Annotated in this window: 12 protein-coding genes; 1 reads left to right on the top strand and 11 read right to left on the bottom strand. The window is 44.1% G+C overall.

Annotated elements, in window-relative coordinates:
• The 7 genes from AC23P2_RS15550 to AC23P2_RS15520 all read right to left on the bottom strand — a co-directional run bounded on the left by AC23P2_RS15550 (nt 1) and on the right by AC23P2_RS15520 (nt 14,249).
• A complete protein-coding gene (locus AC23P2_RS15550) occupies nt 1-2,643 on the bottom strand; it encodes an ABC transporter permease (protein WP_487774060.1) in 2,643 nt (880 codons plus the stop codon).
• 74 nt (nt 2,644-2,717) lie between these two features.
• Nucleotides 2,718-5,348, bottom strand: a complete 2,631-nt coding sequence (locus AC23P2_RS15545) for an ABC transporter permease (RefSeq protein WP_487774059.1) — start codon at nt 5,346-5,348, stop codon at nt 2,718-2,720.
• Nucleotides 5,348-5,686 carry a PadR family transcriptional regulator gene (locus AC23P2_RS15540; RefSeq protein ID WP_183977096.1) on the bottom strand — a complete coding sequence of 113 codons (339 nt, stop codon included), beginning with the start codon at nt 5,684-5,686 and terminating at the stop codon, nt 5,348-5,350. Before AC23P2_RS15540 ends, AC23P2_RS15545 begins: the two co-directional genes overlap by 1 nt.
• 181 nt (nt 5,687-5,867) lie before the next feature.
• Nucleotides 5,868-8,483: an ABC transporter permease gene (locus tag AC23P2_RS15535; protein WP_487774058.1), complete on the bottom strand. Its 2,616-nt coding sequence runs from the start codon at nt 8,481-8,483 to the stop codon at nt 5,868-5,870.
• 48 nt (nt 8,484-8,531) lie between these two features.
• Nucleotides 8,532-11,195: an ABC transporter permease gene (locus AC23P2_RS15530; RefSeq protein ID WP_487774057.1), complete on the bottom strand. Its 2,664-nt coding sequence runs from the start codon at nt 11,193-11,195 to the stop codon at nt 8,532-8,534.
• Nucleotides 11,196-11,243: 48 nt separating this feature from the next.
• The gene (locus AC23P2_RS15525; protein ID WP_487774056.1) at nt 11,244-13,871 is read right to left on the bottom strand and encodes an ABC transporter permease; all 2,628 of its coding nucleotides are present in this window, start codon (nt 13,869-13,871) and stop codon (nt 11,244-11,246) included.
• Nucleotides 13,872-13,916: 45 nt separating this feature from the next.
• The gene (locus tag AC23P2_RS15520) at nt 13,917-14,249 is read right to left on the bottom strand and encodes a PadR family transcriptional regulator (RefSeq protein ID WP_028523464.1); all 333 of its coding nucleotides are present in this window, start codon (nt 14,247-14,249) and stop codon (nt 13,917-13,919) included.
• A gap of 282 nt (nt 14,250-14,531) precedes the next feature.
• On the opposite strand from AC23P2_RS15520, the gene AC23P2_RS15515 reads away from it, so the two are divergent.
• Nucleotides 14,532-15,389 carry a sugar phosphate isomerase/epimerase family protein gene (locus AC23P2_RS15515; RefSeq protein ID WP_487774055.1) on the top strand — a complete coding sequence of 286 codons (858 nt, stop codon included), beginning with the start codon at nt 14,532-14,534 and terminating at the stop codon, nt 15,387-15,389.
• Between the two features lie 61 nt (nt 15,390-15,450).
• Here AC23P2_RS15515 and AC23P2_RS15510 read toward each other — a convergent pair whose 3' ends face one another.
• From AC23P2_RS15510 to AC23P2_RS15495, 4 genes are read right to left on the bottom strand one after another with little or no spacing between them, the layout of a single operon-like run.
• Nucleotides 15,451-16,386, bottom strand: a complete 936-nt coding sequence (locus AC23P2_RS15510; RefSeq protein ID WP_472486638.1) for a polysaccharide deacetylase family protein — start codon at nt 16,384-16,386, stop codon at nt 15,451-15,453.
• A 15-nt stretch (nt 16,387-16,401) separates the two neighbouring features.
• Nucleotides 16,402-19,038 carry an ABC transporter permease gene (locus AC23P2_RS15505; RefSeq protein WP_487774054.1) on the bottom strand — a complete coding sequence of 879 codons (2,637 nt, stop codon included), beginning with the start codon at nt 19,036-19,038 and terminating at the stop codon, nt 16,402-16,404.
• Between the two features lie 8 nt (nt 19,039-19,046).
• Nucleotides 19,047-21,677: an ABC transporter permease gene (locus tag AC23P2_RS15500; protein WP_487774053.1), complete on the bottom strand. Its 2,631-nt coding sequence runs from the start codon at nt 21,675-21,677 to the stop codon at nt 19,047-19,049.
• 7 nt (nt 21,678-21,684) lie between these two features.
• Nucleotides 21,685-24,348, bottom strand: a complete 2,664-nt coding sequence (locus AC23P2_RS15495) for an ABC transporter permease (RefSeq protein WP_487774052.1) — start codon at nt 24,346-24,348, stop codon at nt 21,685-21,687.
• Nucleotides 24,349-24,350 lie beyond the last annotated feature (2 nt).

Here is a 24,350-nt window from a genome sequence, read left to right as displayed (position 1 = left end):
CTACTCCGATTTCAATGATTTTACGGGGTTGACCATCGCGGCTTTGATGGCTTGATAACTCACCGTTAGGAGGGTAATTATCAACGCTCCCCCACCTGCCATCGCAAATACCCACCACGAGATATCGGTGCGATAAGTATATTTTTGTAGCCAATCGCTCATGAAATAGTAAGCCACTGGGGCGGCAATCACGCACGAAATAACCACTAAAATCACGAATTCTTTGGAGAGCATTTGCCATAGATTAGCGACAGAAGCACCCAAAACTTTACGAACTCCGATTTCTTTAGTACGTTGCTCGGCTACAAATGATGCCAAACCGAACAAACCCAAGCAAGAAATAAAAATAGCCAAAACGGCAAAAAGCGCCGATAACTGGCCAACACGTTGCTCTTGGCTAAACTTCTGGTTATAAACGTCATCTACAAATTTATAATCAAATGATGCAGAGGGGACTAACTTTTTGAACACCGCTTCAATTTTAGCCAAAGCCTCGGTTGAGCCAACCGTCGGTTTGATTCTGATGGTCATTTGACTTGAAACTTTGCGAGAATCTAAAAAATAAAATGTACCATTGATTGGTTCATAAGGCGACTGAATGACCATGTCTTTTGTAACACCCACAATTTGCCAAACAAATTTCCCATCTTCTGTTTTGATATATTCGCCGATTGGGTTTTTCAGCCCTATGTATTTGGCTGCCGCTTCATTCAGAATCACCCCTGCCGAATCCGACTTGTATTCATCTGAAAAATCACGCCCAGCGATTACTTTCCAGTCAATCGTTTTCCCAAAGTCAGTAGTTATTCTGATTTTATTAAAACCAGACGGAGTTTCGGGAGCTTTGCCTTTCCAAGTAAATCCGCCCGATCGGTTCCAGATAGATGTCAACGGGCTATTTGAAAGTGCTACGTTTGTGACTACGCTTGTCGCCAATAATTCGCTTTTAAGGACGTCGAATTTGTCTTTGTAATTAGGGTCGTTCAGTGCAATCGTAATCAGGCTTTCTTGATTGTAACCAACTGGACGATTTTTGGCGTGTTGAATTTGCTGGTAAACCACCATGGTTCCGATAATAATTACTATCGAAACTGTAAATTGAACCACTACCAATGCTTTGCGCGGAAGCGCCGCAAAACGACCTACTTTAAATGTCCCCTTCAACACTTTGAGGGGTTGAAAAGAAGACAGGTATAATGCGGGGTAAATGCCTGTCAGAAGACCCGTTAGCAGAACGAAAGCACCGCTTCCAGCCCAGAAATACACATTTGTAAATGGTAAAGAAATGGCTTTGTCGGCCAATCCATTGAACCAACGCAAAGTGAGGAGTATTAACCCACAGGAAATCACAAACGACAGAAGTACTACCAAGAATGATTCACTAAAAAACTGTCCTATCAATTGTGTACGTAACGAACCGACTGCCTTGCGAATACCAACTTCTTTTGCCCGTTTTTCAGACCGAGCTGTGCTTAGATTTATGAAATTGATAGAGGCCAACAACAGCACAGAAACACCGATAACACCAAAGAGCCAAACAAACGTAACGCGCCCGCCCGCAGGTCTGCCGTCGGTAAAATCCGAATATAAATGCCATTGTTTCATCGGATAGACAAATATTTCTGGCTTATAGCTTTCCAACAGCTTCATATAATCAGTTGGAACATTTTTGGCATAAAAACCTTTGAGACCTGCTTGTGCGGTTTCTAAACTGACATTGGGTTGAAGCTCAACATAGATACCAAACGAGGTGTTATCCCAATTCGTTACATTTCCTTTTACCCATGCGTTTGAAGAGACAAATAAATCCCACGGAGTGAAAAATTGCACTTCGCCAAAACGGGAGTTTTTAGGAATGTCTTCATAAATCCCAGTTACTTTGACATCAATGGCATTATCAATTTTAAGGGATTGATTGATTGGGTCAGTGCTCCCAAAAATAGCTTCCGCCATTGATTTTGACAATACTATGGAATGAGGGTCTTTCAGGCTTCCATAACTTCCATTGAGCATCTTCAACGAAAGCATTTCCAATATACCAGATTCTACAAAGTGACCCTTCCCCGTTAGATTTTTCTCGTTAAGCTTTAATGTATAGTCGCTTACTGCCCAAGAAATCAGCACCTTAGAAAACAAATGCTTGTAGTTTTCTTTCAATGCCGCCCCCATCGGGATAGGCATGTGTGGGCTACCTTCGCTTATACCAGTGCTGGGTTCGGTCGAAATAGAACGTATTTGCCCTATTCTTTCATAATTTCGATGATACTGGTTAAAACTCAATTCATCATAAATCCAAACTCCTATCAGCATAGCGACGGCCATACCGACGGCTAACCCGAAAACATTGATAAATGAATAACCTTTGTATTTCAAAAGGTTACGAAAAGCGATTTTAAAATAATTACGTAACATCGTTGGACTGTATAAATAGGTTGTGGGATAATGGGCTCGTTTGTTTCTGGCAAACGGGCGTAATAGTTTCAATGCATTCAAGGCGAATTTCCAATTGGCTTTGCCCTCGCCAACGGTTTGCACCCAAGAGTTGTATAATTCCAATAAATCACCTTCTACTTCTTCCGAAGTGTTGGGGTCGGCCCACCAACGTAGCAAGGTCGTGGCCCAGCGGGGAGGGGTGTGTTGCATAAATACAGTAGATGGTGGAGACGTTGCATACGGTGGAGACGTTGCATGCAGTGGAGACGTTGCATGCAACGTCTCTACTCCGATTTTAATGATTTTACGGGGTTAACCATCGCGGCTTTGATGGCTTGATAACTCACCGTTAGGAGAGCAATACCAACGGCCAACATGGCCGTAGCCACAAATACCCACCATGAAATTTCGGTATGGTAGTCAAATTTTTGTATCCAGCTGCTCATCCCATACCACGTTATTGGCCCAGCAATACCACAGGCCACCACGACCAAAACCACAAATTCTTTCGACAAAAGTCCCCATAAGTTGGATACCGAAGCGCCCAATACTTTCCGAACACCAATCTCCTTCGTGCGCTGCTCGGCTACAAAGCTCGCTAACCCAAACAATCCCAAGCAAGAAATAAATATGGCCAAAATGGCGAAGAATGTGGCTAGCTTGCCGATGCGAACTTCATCGGTGAATTTTTTGGCGTATTCCTCATCAATAAATTGATACTCAAACGGTGCGGCAGGATTGTGCTTACGAAAAACGGTTTCGATTTTGGCCAGAGCATCGCTCGTACTGGTCGTAGCATTGATTTTGATGTTGATGATACTAACGTCTTTGTAGTCCAACACAAAACTGGTACGAAAAACGGGCTGGTATGGCGACTGCATCACCATGTCTTTGACCACTCCAATGACGTGAAACACTTTGTCGTCGATTTTCACAATTTCTCCAATAGGCTTTTTCAACCCCATAAACTTTACGGCAGTTTCATTGAGAATCATCGCGGTAGAATCGGTGGGAAAATCCCGCGAAAAATCGCGGCCTTCTTTCAACTCCCACCCAATGGTTTTTCCGAATTCGTGCGTTGCCGACACCGCCGCAAAATTGCCTTGAATGCCAGGATCTTTTCCTTTCCAACTGTAACCGTTATTAATTGCCCAAACGCTCGTGATTGGGTTTGAAGATTCGGATACCTCGGCGATAGCACCTGTTTTTAGTAAATCATTGCGCACTACTTCGTATTTGTTGGCCAAATCGGGGGTTGAAATAGGCACAAAAAGAAGTTTATCCACAGCATAACCTGCGGGACGTTTTTTGGCAAAATCTATCTGCTGAAAAACGACTATCGTTCCAATCATCAAGGCCACTGATACCGTAAACTGAACCGTTACCAGTACTTTACGCGGCACCGACGCAAAACGTCCCACTCGGAATGTACCCTTCAAAACCTGTACAGGCCGAAACGACGATAGATAAAACGCGGGATAACTCCCCGCAATGATGCCCGTGAGCACCGTAAAACCAATTGCCGACAGCCAAAACAACGGTTCCTGCCACAATATGGTCATTTTTTTGCCTGCCACTTCATTAAACATGGGCAAAGCAAGCTGTACCAACAAAATAGCCACGCCCAAGGAAATAAGCGTTACTAACAAAGATTCACTCAAAAACTGGTTGATTAACTGCCCGCGTACCGAACCAACCGCTTTTCGCACGCCCACTTCTTTGGCGCGTTTTTCGGAACGGGCCGTGCTGAGGTTCATAAAATTGATGCAGGCCAACAGCAGCACAAAACCGCCAATAATGCCAAACAACCAAATAAATTCAATGCGACCGCCGATGTTAATTCCATCTTTGAATTCTGAAAACAAATGCCATTTATTCATCGGATGCAAAAACACCACGGGCTTAAAGGCCCGTTCTTCGGGACGCACTTTGTGGAGTTTCACATCTTTGATTTTGGCCGAAACTTGGTCAATATCAGCGTGGTCGGCCAACATGGCGTAGGTTTGGGTAAAATTGCTACGCCACGGGTTGGTCATTTCTTTGATCCAAGGCTGACTGCTAAGGTACAACGACCAAGGCAAGAGGAATGTCAAATCTTTGAAGTCGGAGTTATAAGGCAAATCTTTGTAAACGCCCGTAACTTTAACGTCGTTTTTGTTATCTATCTTCATCACTTTACCCATCGGGTCTTCGCTGCCGAAATACGTTTTGGCCGCCGACTCCGACAAAAGAATGGAATTGACATCATTCAAGCCTGCCCGAGAGCCCTTCAGCATTTGGAGACTCAACATTTCGGTGATTTCAGGCTCAAAGTAATTGCCCGTTTTGGTCAATTTTTTATCACCGTAGGCCACAATATGGCCGTTTATCCACGACGACATCACAATGTGTTTAAAATCATTGCCATACTTATTCCGAATTTCTTCTCCCATCAAATAGGGGTTCGCGGTTTGGGTATTCACTTGGCCATCAAACGTTTGATGTTGCATTACTTGAACGATGCGGTCATAATTTTCAAACTGTTTGTTATATGATACCTCATCCCAAACCCAAAGCCCAATAAGCATTGCCACCGCCATCCCCATGGCCAAGCCTGCGACATTTATAAACGAATACCCCTTGTGTTTGAGGAGGTTGCGAAAAGCGATTTTAAAATAATTGCGTATCATCGTTGGACTGTATAAATAGGTTCTTGGATAATGAGCCCGTTTATCCTTGGCAAACGGGCGTAATAGTTTCAACGCATTCAAGGCGAATTTCCAATTGGCTTTGCCCTCGCCAACGGTTTGCACCCAATAGTTGTATAATTCCAATAAATCACCTTCTACTTCTTCCGAAGTGTTGGGGTCGGCCCACCATCTTAGCAGTGTCCTGACCCAGCGCGGTGGCGTGGGAGTTGCGTTACGTAAGCTCATTAGCCGCCCATTAACTGCAAGGTTTGAGGGGGCAAAGCTCCCCAAAGCTCTTCTCGCACTTGTTTGACTTCTACCAGTGCTTTTCTTCCTGCGGCTGTCACCGTAAAAAACCGTTTGCGGCGTCCACCCCGCTCGGCCGTCGCTCCGCCCATCTGAGAAGCCAGAAACCCCTTCTCTTCTAGGCGTTGGAGGGTTGTGTGCACGGTACTAAACCCCACCGAGCGGCCCGTTTTTTGCTCCAATTCTTGCGTAACAGTCACACCGTAGGCTTCCTCGCCCAGAATGGCCACCGTGAGCAAAACGATTTCTTCAAATTCTCCCAAAAAGGTTCGTTTCATTGGATTAATTTATTTCCTCCGATAATGTCGATAAAATACCATGCCAAAACAAAAAAGCCCCTTTTGGGGGCTTTTTTTAGGTTTTTCAAACAAAACGATTGTCCGCTTTTGGACAGTATTCCGTGTATTATCGGACACGTAGAGACGTTGCATGCGGTAGAGACGTTGCAATGCAACGTCTCTACTCCATTTTCAACGATTTCACAGGATTGGCCAGTGCCGCCTTGATGGCTTGGACGCTGACGGTTGCCAACGTGATACCGATGGCTAACAAGGCCGTAACCAAAAATATCCACCATTCGATACCGATACGGTACTCAAAGTTTTGGAGCCATTGACTTAGCCCATAGTGAGCCAATGGAAACGCAATGACGTTGGCAATCACTACCAATTTGATAAAATCTTTGGACAACAACCCCGTGATATTGGCAATGGAAGCTCCCAGTACTTTGCGAATACCAATTTCTTTGATGCGTTGCTCGGTGGTGAACGTGGCCAATCCAAACAGACCTAAGCAAGCAATCAAAATGGCGAGAATGGAAAAAATCAAAAGTAGTTGCCCCGTACGTTGCTCAAGGGCATATTGCCGTTCTAAGTCCTGGTTCACAAAGCCATAATTGAAAGGGTGATTCGGCTCAATTTTTTTATAGATTCGAGCAATCTCGGCCAAGGCTTGTTGAGCCTGCCCAGGCTGTGTCTTAACCAGCAGGTTGAAATAAGATTCTTTGGGTCGAAAACGAACAATAAAAGGGTCAATTTTCACACTCATCGGGCGAAAGTGGAAATCGCGTAACACCCCCACAATGGCTCCGTCCAAACCCCAGAAATTTACTTTTTTTCCCAAAGCCTGCTGAGGCGTCCAACCCATACGACGGGCGGCAGTTTCGTTGATGAGGTACGTTCCAAATTTGTTACTCGTATCGCTCGCTATGTTCGACGAAAAGTTGCGTCCAGCGGCTAATTTCATACCCGTAGTTTTCAGGAAGTCGGCATCTACGTTGATTTGGCTAATCAATACTTCATCTTTTGGCGCCTTTCCTGCCCATTCAATATAAGAAGTGTTTTGGACATCTACCAACGTATTGGTCGTAGCCGAGACCGAAGCAATACTGCCTTGTTTAGTCAGTAACTCCTTCATCGTTAATGATTTTTCGCGCAGGTCACCTTTGAGACGCACATAGAGTAACTGTTCTTTATCAAAACCCAGTTCTTTGTTTTGCATAAATTTCAGTTGTTGGTATAACCCCACCGTACCAATAATCAAAACGACTGACATTACAAATTGCGTCACCACCAAGACTTTCCGAAAACCCACACCTGATTTTTTGTTAAAAACTCCTTTCAACACGCTCACTGGGCGAAAAGAGGAAAGGTAAAATGCGGGATAAAGTCCCGTCAAAAAACTAATAAACACCAAAACAACCGCCATGGAAGCCCAAAATAAAGGCTCGTGAAACGGCAATGTCATAGGTTTACCCGACAATTCACTAAAAAAAGGCAGCAACAAATTCAATAGTACAAACCCGACTCCCAGTGCCAAACTGGTCATTAGCAACGATTCTCCCCAAAATTGAACGATAAGACTGGAACGCAACGCACCTACGCTTTTGCGCACCCCTACTTCCCGCGCTCGTTGGGTAGCACGAGCGGTGGATAAATTGATAAAATTAAACAAGGCAATAATCAGCACAATCAACCCCACGGCCATGAAAATCTGAACGTAACGGATGTTGCCGCGTTGTCCCCAATCCGTCCCAAAATCGAAGTCAGAATACAAATGAATGTCTTGTAAAGGTTGCAGCAAAAGGCGCGTTTCGCTGTCTTCTTTGTATTTTTTTAGCTGTCCTACCAATTTTTGAGCAAAAACGGCGGCATTGGCATCGGGTCTGATTTTGAGGTAGGTATGATAGTTATTACTGTTCCAATTGTAGCTCCATTTGTCGTTCAATTGAAAATAGATAAAAGGCAACAACACATCGTATTGAAGATGCGAACGGGCAGGCGTATTTTCAATGACGCCCGTCAAACGAAGGTGCCGTTTTTGGCTATAATGAATCATCTTCCCCAAAATAGGCTGAGAAGACCAGTCTTTTCCAAAAAAACGTTCGGCGACAGATTCACTGATGACGACTTCATCGGGCGATAATAAAACGGTTTGTGGATTTCCTTTCAAAAGTTTAAAGCCGAAAAAAGGCAAAAAAGAAGCATCAACTACCCGCATCGCTTCGGGCTCGACCGTCTTTTGTCCGTACTGAAGTAGCCCCGACCACGCCCCAACGCGAACTGTTTCGGTAATTTCTGGAAAGTCATTTTTGAGCGCAGGCGCCAGCGGCCCAGGCGTTACGGCAACGTTGTAAAGTCCTGTGGCTTGTTTTTGCCTTTCAGTGATTCGATAAGTGTGCTCAAACTGAGGCACGGCACGGTCGTATTGGTATTCGTCCCATACATATAAGCCGATGGCCATACAACAAACCAGCCCCATGGCCAAGCCTGCGATATTAATGAGCGAAAAAGTAGGGTGCTTCAACAGGTTCCTAACGGCGATTTTGAGATAATTGCGTAGCATATTGAGGCTAAATAAGTAGGTTTGAGGATACGGAGAGGGTTTTCGTTTGATATACCGTGGCTGTAAAAAGCCCAGCACATCGCGCCAGTAACGCCAACGAGCGCGCCGCACACCTACGCGTTTGACTTGGTACTCAAATTCTTCGTGCAAGTCTCCTTGCACTTCTTCTAATAAATGAGGGGCGCAGAAAAACTGCAAAAAGCGGTCGGCGAGGTGGGGGGGATTCTGCATGGGGATGATTGGTAGGGACGTTGCATGCAACGTCCCTACGCGTGGTATTTATTCCGATTTCAACGATTTCACGGGATTCACCAAGGCGGCTTTGATGGCTTGGAAGCTGACAGTTGCTAACGTGACGAGCAAAGCACCAGTACCCGTAGCGGCAAACACCTGCCACGAAATCGAAGTGCGGTAGCTATACTTATCCAACCATTCCTGCATGGCGTACCACGAAACAGGAGCAGCGATGAGGAAGGAGATCAACACCAACAGGACAAATTCTTTGGACAGCATTTGCCATAAACCAGACACGGAAGCGCCCAATACTTTACGGATGCCGATTTCTTTGGTGCGTCGTTCGGCCACAAAAGACGCCAACCCGAACAAGCCCAGACAGGAAATGAAAATCGCCAACACCGCAAATAAACTCGACAGCTTTCCGACCCGTTCTTCGGCACCGAACTTGGCGTTGTATTCGTCATCGACAAATTTGTAATCAAACGGTGCAGCAGGAATGAGCTTTTTAAAGACTGCTTCAATCTTGGGAAGTGCTGCTGCCGCGCTGACTCCTGGATTAATTTTGATATTCAACCAATTAGGGTTTCCGGTCATCAAAAAGACCGTAGGCTTCACTTGTTCAAACGGAGATTCCATGACCATGTCTTTTACAACGCCTATGATTTTGAACGGTTTTTCTACGTCGTTGGTCATAAATTTGCTTTTCCAATGGACGGTTTCTCCGAGAGCAGCACTGGGTATATTCTCAGGAAAACCCATCAACCGAGCGGCGGTCTCATTGATAATAAAACCCACCGAGTCGGAGGCAAAAGCTTTGGAAAAGTTGCGACCGGCCACAAATTCCCAACCTACTGTTTGGGCATATTCGGGAGCAATGGAAAGTGTGGCAAAATTTTCATTTTCTAAGGCTAAGCCTTTCCGACTGAAACCGGTGTTGGCGCTCCATACGCCGGTGATTGGGCTTTGCGATTCGGCCATTTCCACCACAGCACCCGTGTTTTTCAATTCACTGCGTAATACGTCCGTTTTTCCGTAGAAATCGTTCGATTTCATTTGAACCATCAATAATCGGTCGCGAGAGTAACCAATAGGGCGATTTTTGGCAAATTGTACCTGCTGATAGATAACAATAGTACAAACACCCAATGTGATGGAAACGGTGAATTGTAAGATTATCAATGCTTTACGGGGCAAAGAGGCCATTCGTCCCCATTGAACAGCCGTTCCTTTCAATACTTTAACGGGTTGAAAAGAAGTCAAATAAAATGCTGGGTAGCTGCCAGCCAGCAGCCCGGTCAGGAGAATAAAGCCCAAACTGAACAGCCAAAAATATAGATTGGTCAATGGCAGTGCCATTTGCTTGTCGACCAGTTCATTGAAGCCCGGCAATGCCAACAGAACCATTGTTTGGGCAACCACAAAAGCGATGATAACGACCAAAAACGATTCACCGAAAAACTGCCCGATCAATTGCGCCCGCAATGAGCCGACCGCTTTGCGAATTCCTACTTCTTTGGCGCGTTTTTCACTGCGGGCCGTACTTAGATTCATGAAATTGATACAGGCCAACAGCAATACGAAAAAGCCAATCATGCCCACTAACCAAACGTATTGAACGGGGCCGTTATCGACCAAACCGTTTTTAAAACGGGCGTATAAATGCCAATCCTTCATCGGGTGCAACCACATTTGCGGGTGTGTAGCGGCCTCTTCCTTCATATCATCCAATTGCTTGATGACGTTCAATTCGGAATCTTTGATCGCCGCCGTAGCCTTTTCAAAGGTTGTTTCGGGTTTGATCTCCACGTACATGATCAGCGCGTGATTATCCCATTTCTTTTCTTTCATGTACCGATTCGTAGCCAAAAAATAGTCCCAGGAAGCCACGAATTGTACTCCGTAAAACACAGAATTCTGCGGAAAATCCTCGTAAATACCCGTTACTTTTACGTTCAGATCAGTGTTGATTTTGAGCGGCTTATTCATGGGATCGATATCACCAAACAATGCCTTGGCAACGGAAGCAGAAAGCAAAACGGATTGTGGATCGGTCAATCCTTCCCAAGAACCTTTCTGCATTTCAAACGTGAATAGTTCGGGGGCTTTCGCTTCCATGAATTGTCCTTGGCTGGAAAGTTTTGTTTCGCCAGACGTTAAAATGAATTCATTTTTATACGTTGACGCAATAATGTGCTTAAAACTTTCGCTATAATTGGTTTTCAGCTCATGGATGAAAGGATAAGGCACGGATTTACTCGTTTTTATCTCTCCGTTTATTACCTGATTTTGTACTATCTGTGCAATCCGCGCATAATTTTGGTGATATTGGTTGAAACTCAATTCATCCCAAACCCAAAGCCCACTGAGGATAGCCACGGCCATGCCTACAGCCAAGCCACCGATATTGATAAAAGAATAACCCTTGTTTTTTAACAAGTTCCGAACGGCGATTTTAAAATAGTTGCGTATCATATTGAGGCTGAATAAATAGGTTTGAGGGTATTGAGAAGGTTTTCGTTTGATATAGCGTGGTTGAAAAAAGCCTAGCACATCGCGCCAATAGCGCCATCGCGCACGCCGTATTCCTACGCGCTCGACTTGGTACTCAAACTCTTCGTGCAAATCTCCCTGCACTTCCTCCAACAGGTGAGGCGCACAGAAAAACTGCAAAAAGCGGTCGGCGAGGTGAGGGGGATGATGCTGCATAAGGATAGTTGGTAGGGATGTTGCATGCAACGTCCCTACGCGTGGTATTTATTCCGATTTCAACGATTTCACGGGATTCACCAAGGCGGCTTTGGTCGCTTCATAAATTACTGTCAGGGTAGCGACAAGCAGCGTGATGGCAATGGTTACTACGAATATCCAAGGCTGAATTGTGATGTGAAACTTAAAATCTTGCAGCCATTGATTCATAAACCACCACGCAATGGGCGCCGCAACCAGAAAGGCCACGACAATCAAACGGGCAAACTCTTTTCCAAAAATCCATAAAATCTGTGCAAGGCTACTACCCAATACTTTCCGAATCCCAATTTCCTTGGTTTTCTGCGCTGCCATGAAACTCACTAATCCATAAAGCCCCAAGCAGCCAATAAAGATGGCAATGAGCGAAAACAGAGTCATCAATTTCAAAAACCGTTCTTCTGTTTCATAAAATTGAGCGATGCTTTCATCTAAAAACTCATACTCAAAAATCTGGTCGGGAAATTTTGCTGTCCATGCTTTTTCGATAGCGTTTAAGGTGGTTTTAGCTGTTGCCATAGTTAATTTAATGGCATAGTTTGAATAATCGTCTTTGTTAGTGGTGAGGGCTACCGCATTGATTTCTACGTGAAAAGACAGATCGTGGAAGTCTTTGATAATACCGACAATAGGCCCCCTCATTGAGCCTCCATTAGCTGCAATCACTTTCCCAATAGCTTCTTGAGGAGAACTGAAGTTGAGTTTTCGAGTAAAAGTCTCATTGACCAAAAATTCCTTTACTGAATCAGATGGAAAAAGATTTCTGCCAGCAACCAATTCCAAGTCAAAAGTGGACAGATAAGCCTCATCGCCCGCTTTCATATTTGTTCCGAAATTTACCTGTTCGGTCTGATTATCAAATCGGATAGTATTTGTCCAGACATTACCAGAAGAAGGTGCCGCCCGACAAAGTGATATTTTTTCCACACCAGCAATGGTTGAAAGGTCATGTTTCAATGACTTCATTTTTATATCCGTTGAGTCGGCGCCTACCCGAACCATAACAATGGCGTCTTTGTCAAACCCCAAATCTGATTGCTTGGCATATTGCATCTGCCTGATAATTACCACCATACCAATAATCAGTACCTGTGAAATAGCGAATTGGGTAACGATCAATGCACGTCGTGTGTTGAAACCGCCAATGGTTCGATGAGACAATTTCCCTTTTAAGGCAATAACTGGTTGGAAACCCGCCAGAATAAGCCCGGGATAAGAACCCGCAAAAAAGGTAACAATCACTCCCAAAGCTATAATAAAAAGGGGTAATTGGCTGTCCGAGAACAAATTGAGTGACATTTGAGCGTCAAAAAAATCGTTAGCATAAGGCAAGATTAAAAACGAAAGCAAAATTGCAATGACAACGCTAATCGCTGAAATAATGGCGGTTTCTGTAATAAATTGCCCGAAAAGCTGCCCTTTAAACCCTCCCAATACTTTCCGTACTCCTACTTCTTTTGACCTTTTAAGTGCTTGGGCGGTGGCTAAATTGATGAAATTTACACAGGCGGTTATGATTAAAAAAAAGCCGATGATGGATAGTATCCAGAGATTTTGTTTATCCATTGGCCCATCATAAAGTGTGCTGAAATGGATGTCAGATAAAGGCTGTAATTTATAGTGGTGGACATTTTTGCTACTGGGACGGTACTTTTTGGGATAAGGAGCCATCGCATTTTCTGCTTGTGTTGCCGAAACGTTAGGGCGAAGTAGCGTAAAACACTGCATCGCATCATCCACCCCTCCCCATGAATCATCACTTGCCAACCACGAATTGTATGATTTTAGGGTAGGATAAGAAACATAGATCTCGGTTTTTCTATCCGTGTTGGGAGGTAAATCTTTTAGAATTCCAGTTACGGTAAACACGATTCTATTTTCCAACCAAAACTCCTTACCAATCGGATTCTCGTCTCCAAAATACTTTTTGGCCATTTTTTGGGTCAAAATAGCGGTATTGGGTTCAACTAATACGGTGTTTTTGTTTCCCTGAAGCAAAGGATAATTGAAAATATCAAAGAAACTTGGCTCGGTAAAAGCGATTCCTTCTGGCTCTTTTAACTTTATTAGTTCTCTCCCTTTTTTTAAAATAATGAGACGGTCGGTAAAAGTAGCTATTCGGGCTGTTTTCTCACCAAAAGAGTGCTCATTTCTAAAAACCTGTCCCAAAGGAGCTGGTACACTTCGATCATAGGAAACATTCTCCCTGTGCATTTCAGTGACAATACGGTATATTCTATCTGAGTTTTTGTGAAAATTGTCAAAACTCAGATGATAGTTGACCAACGTAAAAATGAGGATTCCACATGTCATGCTCAAAGCCAAGCCTAACACATTAATAAAAGCGTAAGCTTTGTTGCGTTGGAGATTTCGGTAGGCGATTTTAAAATAGTTGCGTAGCATATTGAGGCTGAATAAATAGGTTTGAGGGTATTGAGAAGGTTTACGTTTGATATAACGTGGCTGAAAAAAGCCCAGCACATCGCGCCAATAGCGCCATCGCGCACGCCGTATTCCTACGCGCTCAACTTGGTACTCAAATTCTTCGTGCAAGTCTCCCTGAACTTCCTCCAACAGGTGAGGCGCACAGAAAAAATGCAAAAAGCGGTCGGCAAGGCGAGGTGGCTGGTGCTGCATAGAGTTAATTATTTTGTCATCACGATGATAGGAGACATCTAAAGTTTAGACAGAAAATTTGAGCGTAGGCGTTAGACGCTGCCAAAAACTCGCTCTTACCTCTTGGATTTCATGCAGCGTTCGCTGACCAAAGGCCGTCACCGAAAACAAACGTTTGCGACGTCCGCCGCGCTCGTTGGTAGGCTCTCCCATTTCCGAGCGAACCATCCCTTTTTCTTCGAGCCGTTGCAAGGCCGAATGCACTTGATTCAGACGGACACTTCGGTCGGTTTGTTCAATGATTTCGTGCATCAGCAATACCCCGTAGGCTTGGCCGTTTAGAACGGCTACCGCGAGTAAAACGATTTCTTCAAATTCTCCTAAGTACGTCCGTTTCATTCGATGTTGATTATTTCTATTTTTGCTGAGCAAATAATTTGCCAGTGGCTCAACAAATAACTAATATATTGATAATCAATAGTTTAAGTTTTTGTTTTAAAATAATTATTTGTCCATAATCGGACACGTTTGTACGCGTTAGGACAGTGATGCTTGCCTTTATTGCTTTTAAAGAGAGGCACGGATAACTCAGATTCCTTTGGACTCACGGATAAAACCCCTACCTAAAGGGTAAAGAGAGTCGCCTCTTTACTTTTGTCCAAAAAACAAATCATTGATTTTATGAAACATACTGCCAAATACTTCTTGTGCGGACTGTTGCTTTCGCTAGGCGCATTTTCTGTTCAAGCACAAAAAAATCCTGAGGATAAAGCAGGCTGGCGTTTAGGCGCTCAATCGTACTCTTTTCGTTTGTTTTCCTTTGCCGACGCACTGCGCAAAATCGACAGCTGCGGCCTGAAATACGTCGAGGCGTTTCCAGGGCAGACCATCGGGGGCGGTATTGAGGGAAAAATGGATTTTACGATGGACGCTGCCAAGCGCCAACAAGTAAAAAAACTCATCAAAGACAAGGGCATCACCATTGTGGCCTTCGGGGTGGTGAATGCCAAAACCGAAGAAGAATGGAAAGCGTTGTTTGAGTTTGCCAAAGACATGGGCGTGCTCAATATCAATTCGGAGCCTGCACCAGCCCAAATGCCCATGATTCGGAAACTAGCGGAAGAATACAAAATCAACGTAGCGTTGCACAACCACCCAAAACCTTCACGCTATTGGCACCCCGACACGGTGATTGCGGCCATTGCGGGTAGCAAATACATCGGCGCTTGTGCCGACATTGGCCACTGGGTACGTTCAGGACTTGACCCCGTCGAGTGTTTGAAAAAATTAGATGGCCACGTGATTGGTATGCACTTCAAAGACGTGAAAAAAGATACGCCCGACGGCAAGTATCACGACGTGATTTGGGGAACAGGCGATTGTAAAGTGGAAGCGGTACTTGGTGAATTAAAACGCCAAAAATTCAAAGGACCGATTTCGGCCGAATACGAGTATCATTGGGAGAACAATGGCCCCGAAATAGCCGAAAGTGCGAAAAACTTCCGTGAAATTTATACGCGGGTAAAAGCCTCGCAATAGGGGATAGAATATTAGACTTTCCAAGACTGGGCGTCCTCGCTTCAAAACTTGGAAAGTCTATTTATAACCCTTGTTTATCCATCTTTTCTTTCTCATAAGCCCCATCTTCGGCGGGGTATCGCAATACATTATCAAACATTCCCGTTTGTTTTGCCAAGGCCCAAATGAGGCTTTCGCCAGCAGGAATAGTATTGGGAACCTCTTTATAAATGGGGTGTTGGTAAGCGATGTCGGGACTGATTACCTCCCAACCGTTATCTTTAAAGTGCTGAATCAAATCACCCAAAAATAAAGCCGCAGCAAGGTTATGATGTAAAAGAATGACATGACTAACAGGTCTATCAGTGAGCTGATTCGCCAAAGAGTCGTAGTACATGGCACGATTCATCAGGTGGGTTTTGTAATAGTCCCTAAACCCAGAAACATCGGCTTTCGGATTTTCTCTGAGACGCTTTACCAAACGGCTATCAATGTACCAATCGGAGGCATCAATAGTGACGTGCCCATTTGTATAGCCTTTTTCCTTCATAAAAGCCCTAAATCCTTCCACCTTTTCTTTGGTATTTCCCTCTTTCAGGTACGGAAACCTGAAATAAGGGTAGAAATTGGCGTACTTTCTGATAATGGAATCATTGACCATGAGCTCCCATTCAAAATCTTGCAGGCTGGTATTTTTACTGTTAAAGTTGGGGTGGGTAAACGTGTGATTCCCAATCAAATGCCCCGCATCGTTCCATGAACTTAACAGGTATTTTCCTTTGGCCGTTTTTTTGTTGGCACCCGATGAAAACAGAACCGCTTTTACTTGATGTTTTTTTAGGTGGTCAAGCAATAACTGATTCCAAGTAGCAAGTGGGTATCCTGCCACATCATTGGTTTGCCCGTCGTCAAATGAAAAGGCAATTTGAGGTTTCTGTTGTGCTTTGGTTTGGCCAAAGGCGTGAAAATACGGCATTGTGGCCAAGCCAAGAAGCAGCACTGCTACAAACATTTTCATCGTATCTGCTTGTTTTTATTCTGATTTTAAACTCTTCACAGGATTCATCAGCGCCGCTTTGATGGTCTGAAAACTGACTGTCAGCAAGGCAATCGCCAAAGCACCTGCGCCCGTCAAGGCAAAAACCCACCACGAAATCTCGGTGTGATAGGTGTATTTCTGTAACCATTGACCCATAAAATAATACGCAATAGGCGACGCAATAAACAACGAAAGAACGACCAACCCCACAAAGTCTTTCGACAATAATCCCCACAAATTGGCGGTCGTTGCCCCAAGTACCTTACGTACCCCCATTTCTTTGGTACGTTGTTCGGCCACAAACGACGCCAACCCAAACAAGCCCAAACAACTGATGAATATCGCTAAAATGGCAAAAATGGAGGCTATTTTGCCCAAACGTTCTTCATTGGCAAATTTTTTGGCGTATTCTTCATCCACAAATTTGTAATCAAACGGCACCGCTGGATTGTACTTTTGAAATACCTCCGCTATTTTGCCAACGGCGGTAGAAGTGGCCATTGTTTGATTTAGTTTGATGTTAATCGTGTATTGGTTGTTGTAATCCAACAAAAACACCGTAGGCAATATCGGCTCAAAGGGCGAACCCATCACAATGTCTTTGATAACACCAATCACCTCGTAGCTTTTCCCGTTCCACTTTACCGTTTCATTGATGGGGTTTTTCAAGCCCATGTACTTTACGGCCGTCTCATTGATGACAATAGCTGAAGAGTCTGTTGAAAACTTTTTGGAAAAATCGCGTCCCTCCCGAAACCGCCACCCTACGATTTTACTGTAATCGTGCGTCACTCGGAAAGTCGCAAAATTATCTTCAAAGCCTGGGGCTTTACCTTCCCATTCAAACCCACTTTGGTTTTCCCACACATCGGTGATGGGAGAAGAAGAAATCGCCAAATTAGTCACCGCGCCCGACTGAAGGAGCTCATTTTTAATCACTTCGTAGTTTTGGTAAAGGTCGGGCGTAATCATATAGATGGCCATTAGCCCTTCTTTATCATAACCCACGTTTCGGTTTTTGGCGTGCTGGATTTGGAGATAAATAACACTCGTGCCAATGATTAGCACAATGGAAACCGTAAACTGTATCACTACCAAAATTTTCCGTGGCGTCGGTGCAAAGGCTCCTCTCCGCCAACGCGACGACGGGAAACCGATTCCTTTGAGCACTTTTATCGGCTGAAAAGAAGACAAGTAAAACGCAGGATAACTCCCCGCCAATAAGCCCGTAAATACACTAAAGCCCAGTACCGACAGCCAAAAAACAGGGTTTAACCATAAAATCGTTATTTTTTTGTCGGCCAACTCATTGAAAAAAGGCAAAGCCAATTGCACCAAAAGCAACGCAAAACCCAATGCAATAAAAACCACCAAAAACGATTCGCCGAAAAACTGCGCAATCAATTGCTGGCGAAGCGATCCCATCGACTTCCGAATCCCAACTTCTTTGGCGCGCTTTTCGGAACGTGCTGTGCTCAGGTTCGTAAAATTGATGCAAGCCAACAGCAGTACAAACACCCCAATGATGCCATACAACCAAATAAATTCAAGTTGGTCGCTCATCACGCTTTTTCGGTTGGCAAACTTGGAATACAAGCGCCATTGGCTCATCGGATGGACAAACAATTCGGGATTGTACGCGACGCGTTTTGCATCCAAATGCTTCCGCTTTATGTCTTTAATTTTGGCCGAAACACCCGCAAAATCAACGTTAGGAGCAAGCTGAACATAAATTTTGTAGGAGTTATCGTTCCAATCGTTTTCTTGCTCTTTCATAAAACTCATAAAAGAAGCCAGTAAATCCCACGGCCCGATAAAGGTCAGGTCTTGAAATTCCGAATTTTTGGGCAAATCCTTATACACACCCGCTACTTTTGCCTCCATCCGATTTTTTATCTTTACGATTTTATCCAACGGATTTTCATCACCAAAAAGCTTTTTGGCAAGCGATTCAGAAAGTAAAATCGAATGTGGGTCTTTGAGCGCGGCACGGGTACCATACACCATGTCCAACCCAAACAGTTCGGGGGCATCGGGCTGCATAAAACTACCTGATTGAAAGAACTTTTTATCCCCCGATAGTATCGCATACTTCTGCGTGGAGGTAGTCATGGCGATATATTTAAAATCAGAACCATACGAAGCGCGCAGCTCAGCGGCCAACGGAATGGGGTTTGTCATGTACGTTCCTTCCCCATTATGCACCACTATTCGCCCAATGCGGTCGTAGTTTTTGAAGTTTTTATTAAAACTTAGCTCATCCCACACCCAAAGCCCGATCAGCATCGCCACGGCCATTCCAGTAGCCAGACCAAAAATATTGATGAATGAGTAACCTTTGTGTTTCAACAGGTTACGAAAAGCGATTTTAAAATAATTGCGTATCATAGTGGGGCTGTAGGTGTAAGAGGTTGAATACTTGGATTGAGCACGAAAACGACGTTTCAGAAAATAAGGACGACAAAAGCGTAAGACTTCAAAGAAATACATCCAACGGGCTCGCTGCGCTCCAAACTCCTCGGCCTGAAAGGCAAATTGCTCATGCAAATCCCCCAATAGCTCTTCGTAAAGCTCTGAGGGGAGAAAGCATTTGACCAAGGAGTCAAGCCATTTGGGTGGTTTGTTTTGCATTGGCTCGTTTATTCTGATTTTAAGCTCTTTACAGGATTCATCAGGGCCGCTTTGATGGCTTGAAAGCTGACGGTTAGTAGGGTGATTATCAAAGCACCAACTGCGGCCAACGCAAAAATCCACCATGAAATCTCGGTGCGGTATTCGTATTTGTGCAGCCAACCGTTGAGGGAATACCACGCAATCGGCGTAGAAATAAGGCAGGATATAATCACTAACACGACGAAATCCTTGGACAATAAGCCCCAAAGATTGGGAACAGTAGCCCCAAGTACTTTTCGGATGCCGATTTCTTTGGTACGTTGCTCAGCCACAAACGACGCCAACCCAAACAAACCTAGGCAGGAAATAAAAATAGCCAATGCCGCAAAAATCCCCGCTAATTGACCAATGCGGGTTTCGGTCGCAAATTTCCGCTCGTATTCTTGGTCCGAAAATTTATAGTCAAACGGACTGGCAGGATTAAATTTTTGAAATACAGCTTCTATCCTTTTGAGGGATTCGGTGGCACTTAGTGCTGGATCCAACTTGATATTGATAATCCCCGCCCAATTGTAGTCCATCATAAAAACAGTCTGATAAACGGGTTCAAAAGGAGAACCCATGACCATATCCTTCACAACGCCCACAATTTGAAAAGGCTTTCCATTCCACTTCATAATTTTACCTACTGGGTTCTTTAGTCCCATGTAACGCACGGCAGTTTCGTTAAGAACTATGCCCGATGAGTCAGTCGAGAATTTTCGAGAAAAATCCCTCCCTTGTACAAATTGCCACCCGACTGTTTTCCCAAAATCGTGCGTTACCGCAATGGTTCCAAAACTATCCTTAAAGTTGGGGTCTTTGCCTTCCCAGTCAAAGCCGCCATTTTGTGAATTTAGGTTTGTAGCTGGCGTAGAAGAGGTGGACATTTCGACAGCTCCTCCACTTTTTAAAAGGGCATCTCGCAACGCATTATAGTTTTGGTACAACTCTGGGGTATTCATTGTCACCGTAATCAAACCGTTGCGGTCGTATCCAATCGGGCGATTTTTGGCATGTTGGATTTGGCGAAGTACGATTGTTGTGCCAATAATAAGCGTAACGGATACCGTAAACTGGATTACAACGAGTATTTTACGAGGAACGGCAGCAAAACGCCCTGCCCTGAATGTACCTTTTAGCACTTTTACTGGTTGGAAAGAAGATAAATACAACGAAGGGTAGCTTCCCGCAATCAAGCCCGTCAGGATGCTAAAACTAACTCCCATTAGCCAAAAAATGGGATTTGTCCACAACAAAGACAGTTGTTTATCGGCTACTTCATTGAAAATCGGAAGGAGTAGAATCACTAACAATAAAGAGATTACAAAAGCACAAGCCACTACCAGCAGCGATTCGCTGAAAAACTGACTGATGAGCTGCGAACGTACCGAACCAACGGCCTTGCGAATGCCTACTTCTTTGGCCCGCTTTTCGGAACGGGCGGTACTCAAATTCATAAAGTTGATACAGGCCAGCAACAACACAAAACCACCAATGATACCAAACAACCAAACGTACTGAATACGGCCCTCTGGCTTTCCTGTTTTGTCCCAGCCCGTGTATAAGTGCCACTTACTCATTGGGTGAAGAAACACTTCATTTTTAAAGGAAACTAATTCTGGCACATGCTTCATTTTAATGCCTTTGATTTTTTGTGTAACGGCGTCAAAATCGGCAGTAGGCGAAAGCTGCACCAACATTTCCCAAGAATTATTGTTCCATTCTACATTGTCTTGTGCCCGCTTCACCCACGACTCCGACGATACGTACAAATCCCACGGAGCAATAAAAGTCATATCTTTGAAATTGCTATTGTAGGGCAGGTCTTCGTAAACGCCCGTTACCTTTACGTTCAATTTATTGTCAATTTTCATCAGCTTACCAACAGGCTCTTCGTCGCCAAACAAAGCCTTTGCGACCGACTCTGACAATAAAATCGAAGACGGGTCTTTCAATCCTGCTCGCATGCCTTTGAGCATATTGAGTGACAGCATATCGGGAGCATTGGGACTTAAATAATTGCCCTGTTTCGTGAACTTTTTATCTCCGTATGCCAAAATATGCTCATACGTCCATGAAGACATCACGACATGTTTAAAATCCGCAGCATACATCGTACGGAGTTCGTTGCCCAAGGGAAGCGGCATATGAGCCCCTGCGCCAAAATCTCCGTTAAAAACGCCCCGTTGCATCACTTGCGCAATATGGTCGTAATTTTTAAAGGACTTGTTGTAGGACAACTCATCCCACACCCAAAGTCCAATCAGCATCGCAACGGCCATTCCCGTTGCCAAGCCGAAGATGTTGATGAACGAGTAACCTTTGTATTTCAACAGGTTACGGAAGGCGATTTTAAAATAATTGCGTATCATAGCGGGGCTGTATGTGTAAGAGGTTGAATACTTGGATTGAGCACGAAAACGACGTTTCAGAAAATAAGGACGACAAAAGCGTAACACTTCAAAGAAATACATCCAACGGGCTCGCTGCGCTCCATGCTCTTCGGCTTGAAAGGCAAACTGCTCGTGCAAATCTCCCAATAGCTCTTCGTAAAGTTCTGAAGGGAGAAAGCATTTGACCAAGGAGTCAAGCCATTTGGGTGGGTGGTGGTGCATGACTCTTTTATTCTGATTTTAAGCTCTTTACGGGGTTCACTAACGACGCCTTAATGGCTTGAAAACTGACCGTCAACAGGGTAATTGTCAATGCTCCCACACCCGCCACCACAAAAACCCACCATGAAATATCGGTATGGTAACTGTATTTTTGAATCCAGTTATTCATAAAGTAATACGCAACTGGCGAAGCAATAAAAAGCGAGATAACCACCAACAGCACAAACTCCTTCGAAAGTAGGCTCCACAAATTGGTTATACTGGCTCCTAATACCTTTCTTATTCCGATTTCTTTGGTACGCTGCTCTGCAATAAAGGAAGCCAAGCCAAATAAACCTAAGCAGGAAATCGTAATGGCTAAAATGGCAAAAAGGAGCGCTAATTTGCCGATACGCTGCTCCGACGTGAATTTTTTACTGTACTCCTCATCCACAAAAAAATAGCGGAAAGAAGCAGAAGGAACAAGTTTTTTCTGAGTAGCCTCAATTTTGGCAAGTGCCTCTGACATAGGCAAGTTAGGACTTATTTTTATTTGCATTTGCCCCAATGAACGAACATTTCGTTGGTACATGTACAAACCCATTTTTACAGGTTCGTAGGGTGACTCAGCCACTAAATCTTCGATGACACCGATGATTTGCCAGCGGCGCTTACCGTCTGTCGAAGTTATATACTCTCCTATTGGATTTTTCAACGCCAGGTACTTGGCCGCCGATTCATTGATAATAACAGCGGCAGTATCCATTCCAAACTCTTTGGAAAAATTACGTCCCTGTTTCACTTTCCATTGAATGGTAGCACCAAAATTTTCGTCTAATTGGGTAACTGAAAAACTGGACTCGGCATCTGGGTTTTTGCCTTTCCAATCAAAACCACCCCAATTGTCCCAAATGGAAGTAACGGGCATATTGGAAAAAGCGACATTTGACGCTATGCCATTGCGCAGTAAATTGTCTTTCATCACCAATTTACTGTTTTCAAAGTTGGGGTCGTCCATCGAAATCCGCACCAAACTACTTCTCTCATATCCCACAGGACGGTTTTGGGCATATTGGATTTGCTGATATACTACGATAGTACCGATAATCAACACCACCGAAACCGTAAATTGTACTACGACCAATACTTTACGTGGCAAAGAGGCGTATTTTCCTAAGCGAATCGTACCTTTCAGTACTTTTACAGGTTCAAACGAAGACAAATAAAAGGCAGGATAAAATCCTGATAATAAAGCTGTAATAGTAAGAAATGCAAAACTGATTCCTAAAAAATATGGATTAGTGAAAGGAATGCTTATTTTCTTATCAGCGAGCTCATTAAACCAGCCAATAGATACCCCAACGATACCCAACATGACGATAAAGGCCAAACCTACCACCAAAAACGATTCTCCTAAAAATTGGTTGACCAACTGTGATTTTACCGAACCAACGGCCTTGCGGATACCTACCTCTTTGGCTCTTTTTTCGCTTCGGGCCGTGCTTAAATTCATAAAATTGATGCAAGCCAAAAGCAACACAAATACCCCCACTATGCTAAACAACCACACAAAAGTAATGCGCCCCGTAGCTGGGTATCCGTCTTTGAATTCCGAATACAAATACCAGTTTTCCATGGGGTTTAGATAAAGTATTGCCTTATATTTAGGGGCAAGTTCCTTAAAATTGTCAGGTGCATCTTTCAGATAAAAATCTCTAACGGCAGCATTGGCTTGCGCCATCGTTACCTTATCGGCAGTTTGTACAAAAATTCGTTGCGAGCTAGCGTCCCACCTCTCCTCGTTGTTTTTTATCCACTTCTCATTGCTACGGAGATGCTCAAAGTTGCCGATAAAATGGATGCCGCCCAGCGTAGAATTTGGGGGAGTATCTTCATATACACCGCTCACTTTGCAATAAAACTTGTTGTCTAATTTTATGGCTTCTCCTATGGGGTCTTTATCACCAAAAATAGACGTAGCCGTTGATGCTGATATAATCAGACCTTGGGGGTCATTTAGGCTTTCTTTACTGCCTTTGAGCATTTTTAAGGAAAACATATCTATCACTCCGTTTTCAAAAAACTGCCCTTTCCTGATGTGATTTTCATTACCCACACTTAAGGTAGTTTCTCCGTCCCACTGCACCAATAGTACGTGCTTGAAAATATGCCCGTATTTTTCTCGTAACACTTTCGCCATTGGTTGTGGCTGACTACTGCCTTCTACCTGTTTTTGATCTAATGGCTCCGTTACGTGATTGTAAACCTGAGCAATGTGATCGTAATTTTTGAAGTTTTTGTTAAAACTCAATTCATCCCACACCCAAAGCCCAATGAGCATCGCCACGGCCATTCCCGTTGCCAAGCCGAAGATATTGATGAACGAGTAACCTTTGTATTTCAACAGGTTACGGAAAGCGATTTTAAAATAATTGCGTATCATAGTGAGGCTGTATGTGTAAGAGGTTGAATACTTGGATTGAGCACGGAAACGACGTTTCAGAAAATAAGGACGACAAAAGCGTAAGACTTCAAAGAAATACATCCAACGGGCTCGCTGCGCTCCAAACTCCTCGGCCTGAAAGGCAAACTGCTCGTGCAAATCCCCCAATAGCTCTTCGTAAAGTTCTGAGGGGAGAAGCCAACCCAAAAATCGGTCGGCCCAGCGGGGTGGATTGGGTTGTTTTTCCATCA

Source organism: Runella sp. R0.1_18, assembly GCF_057652155.1.
This window is presented reverse-complemented; position numbering and strand designations above follow the sequence as displayed.

Excerpts from the sequence above, each read along its gene's own strand:
- AC23P2_RS15545 (WP_487774059.1), bottom strand. The coding sequence starts at position 5,348 with ATGAGCTTACGTAACGCAACTCCCACGCCACCGCGCTGGGTCAGGACA.
- AC23P2_RS15495 (WP_487774052.1), bottom strand. The coding sequence starts at position 24,348 with ATGGAAAAACAACCCAATCCACCCCGCTGGGCCGACCGATTTTTGGGT.
- AC23P2_RS15525 (WP_487774056.1), bottom strand. The coding sequence starts at position 13,871 with ATGCAGCACCAGCCACCTCGCCTTGCCGACCGCTTTTTGCATTTTTTC.
- AC23P2_RS15510 (WP_472486638.1), bottom strand. The coding sequence starts at position 16,386 with ATGAAAATGTTTGTAGCAGTGCTGCTTCTTGGCTTGGCCACAATGCCG.
- AC23P2_RS15515 (WP_487774055.1), top strand. The coding sequence starts at position 14,532 with ATGAAACATACTGCCAAATACTTCTTGTGCGGACTGTTGCTTTCGCTA.
- AC23P2_RS15530 (WP_487774057.1), bottom strand. The coding sequence starts at position 11,195 with ATGCAGCATCATCCCCCTCACCTCGCCGACCGCTTTTTGCAGTTTTTC.
- AC23P2_RS15535 (WP_487774058.1), bottom strand. The coding sequence starts at position 8,483 with ATGCAGAATCCCCCCCACCTCGCCGACCGCTTTTTGCAGTTTTTCTGC.
- AC23P2_RS15505 (WP_487774054.1), bottom strand. The coding sequence starts at position 19,038 with ATGCAAAACAAACCACCCAAATGGCTTGACTCCTTGGTCAAATGCTTT.
- AC23P2_RS15550 (WP_487774060.1), bottom strand. The coding sequence starts at position 2,643 with ATGCAACACACCCCTCCCCGCTGGGCCACGACCTTGCTACGTTGGTGG.
- AC23P2_RS15540 (WP_183977096.1), bottom strand. The coding sequence starts at position 5,686 with ATGAAACGAACCTTTTTGGGAGAATTTGAAGAAATCGTTTTGCTCACG.
- AC23P2_RS15500 (WP_487774053.1), bottom strand. The coding sequence starts at position 21,677 with ATGCACCACCACCCACCCAAATGGCTTGACTCCTTGGTCAAATGCTTT.
- AC23P2_RS15520 (WP_028523464.1), bottom strand. The coding sequence starts at position 14,249 with ATGAAACGGACGTACTTAGGAGAATTTGAAGAAATCGTTTTACTCGCG.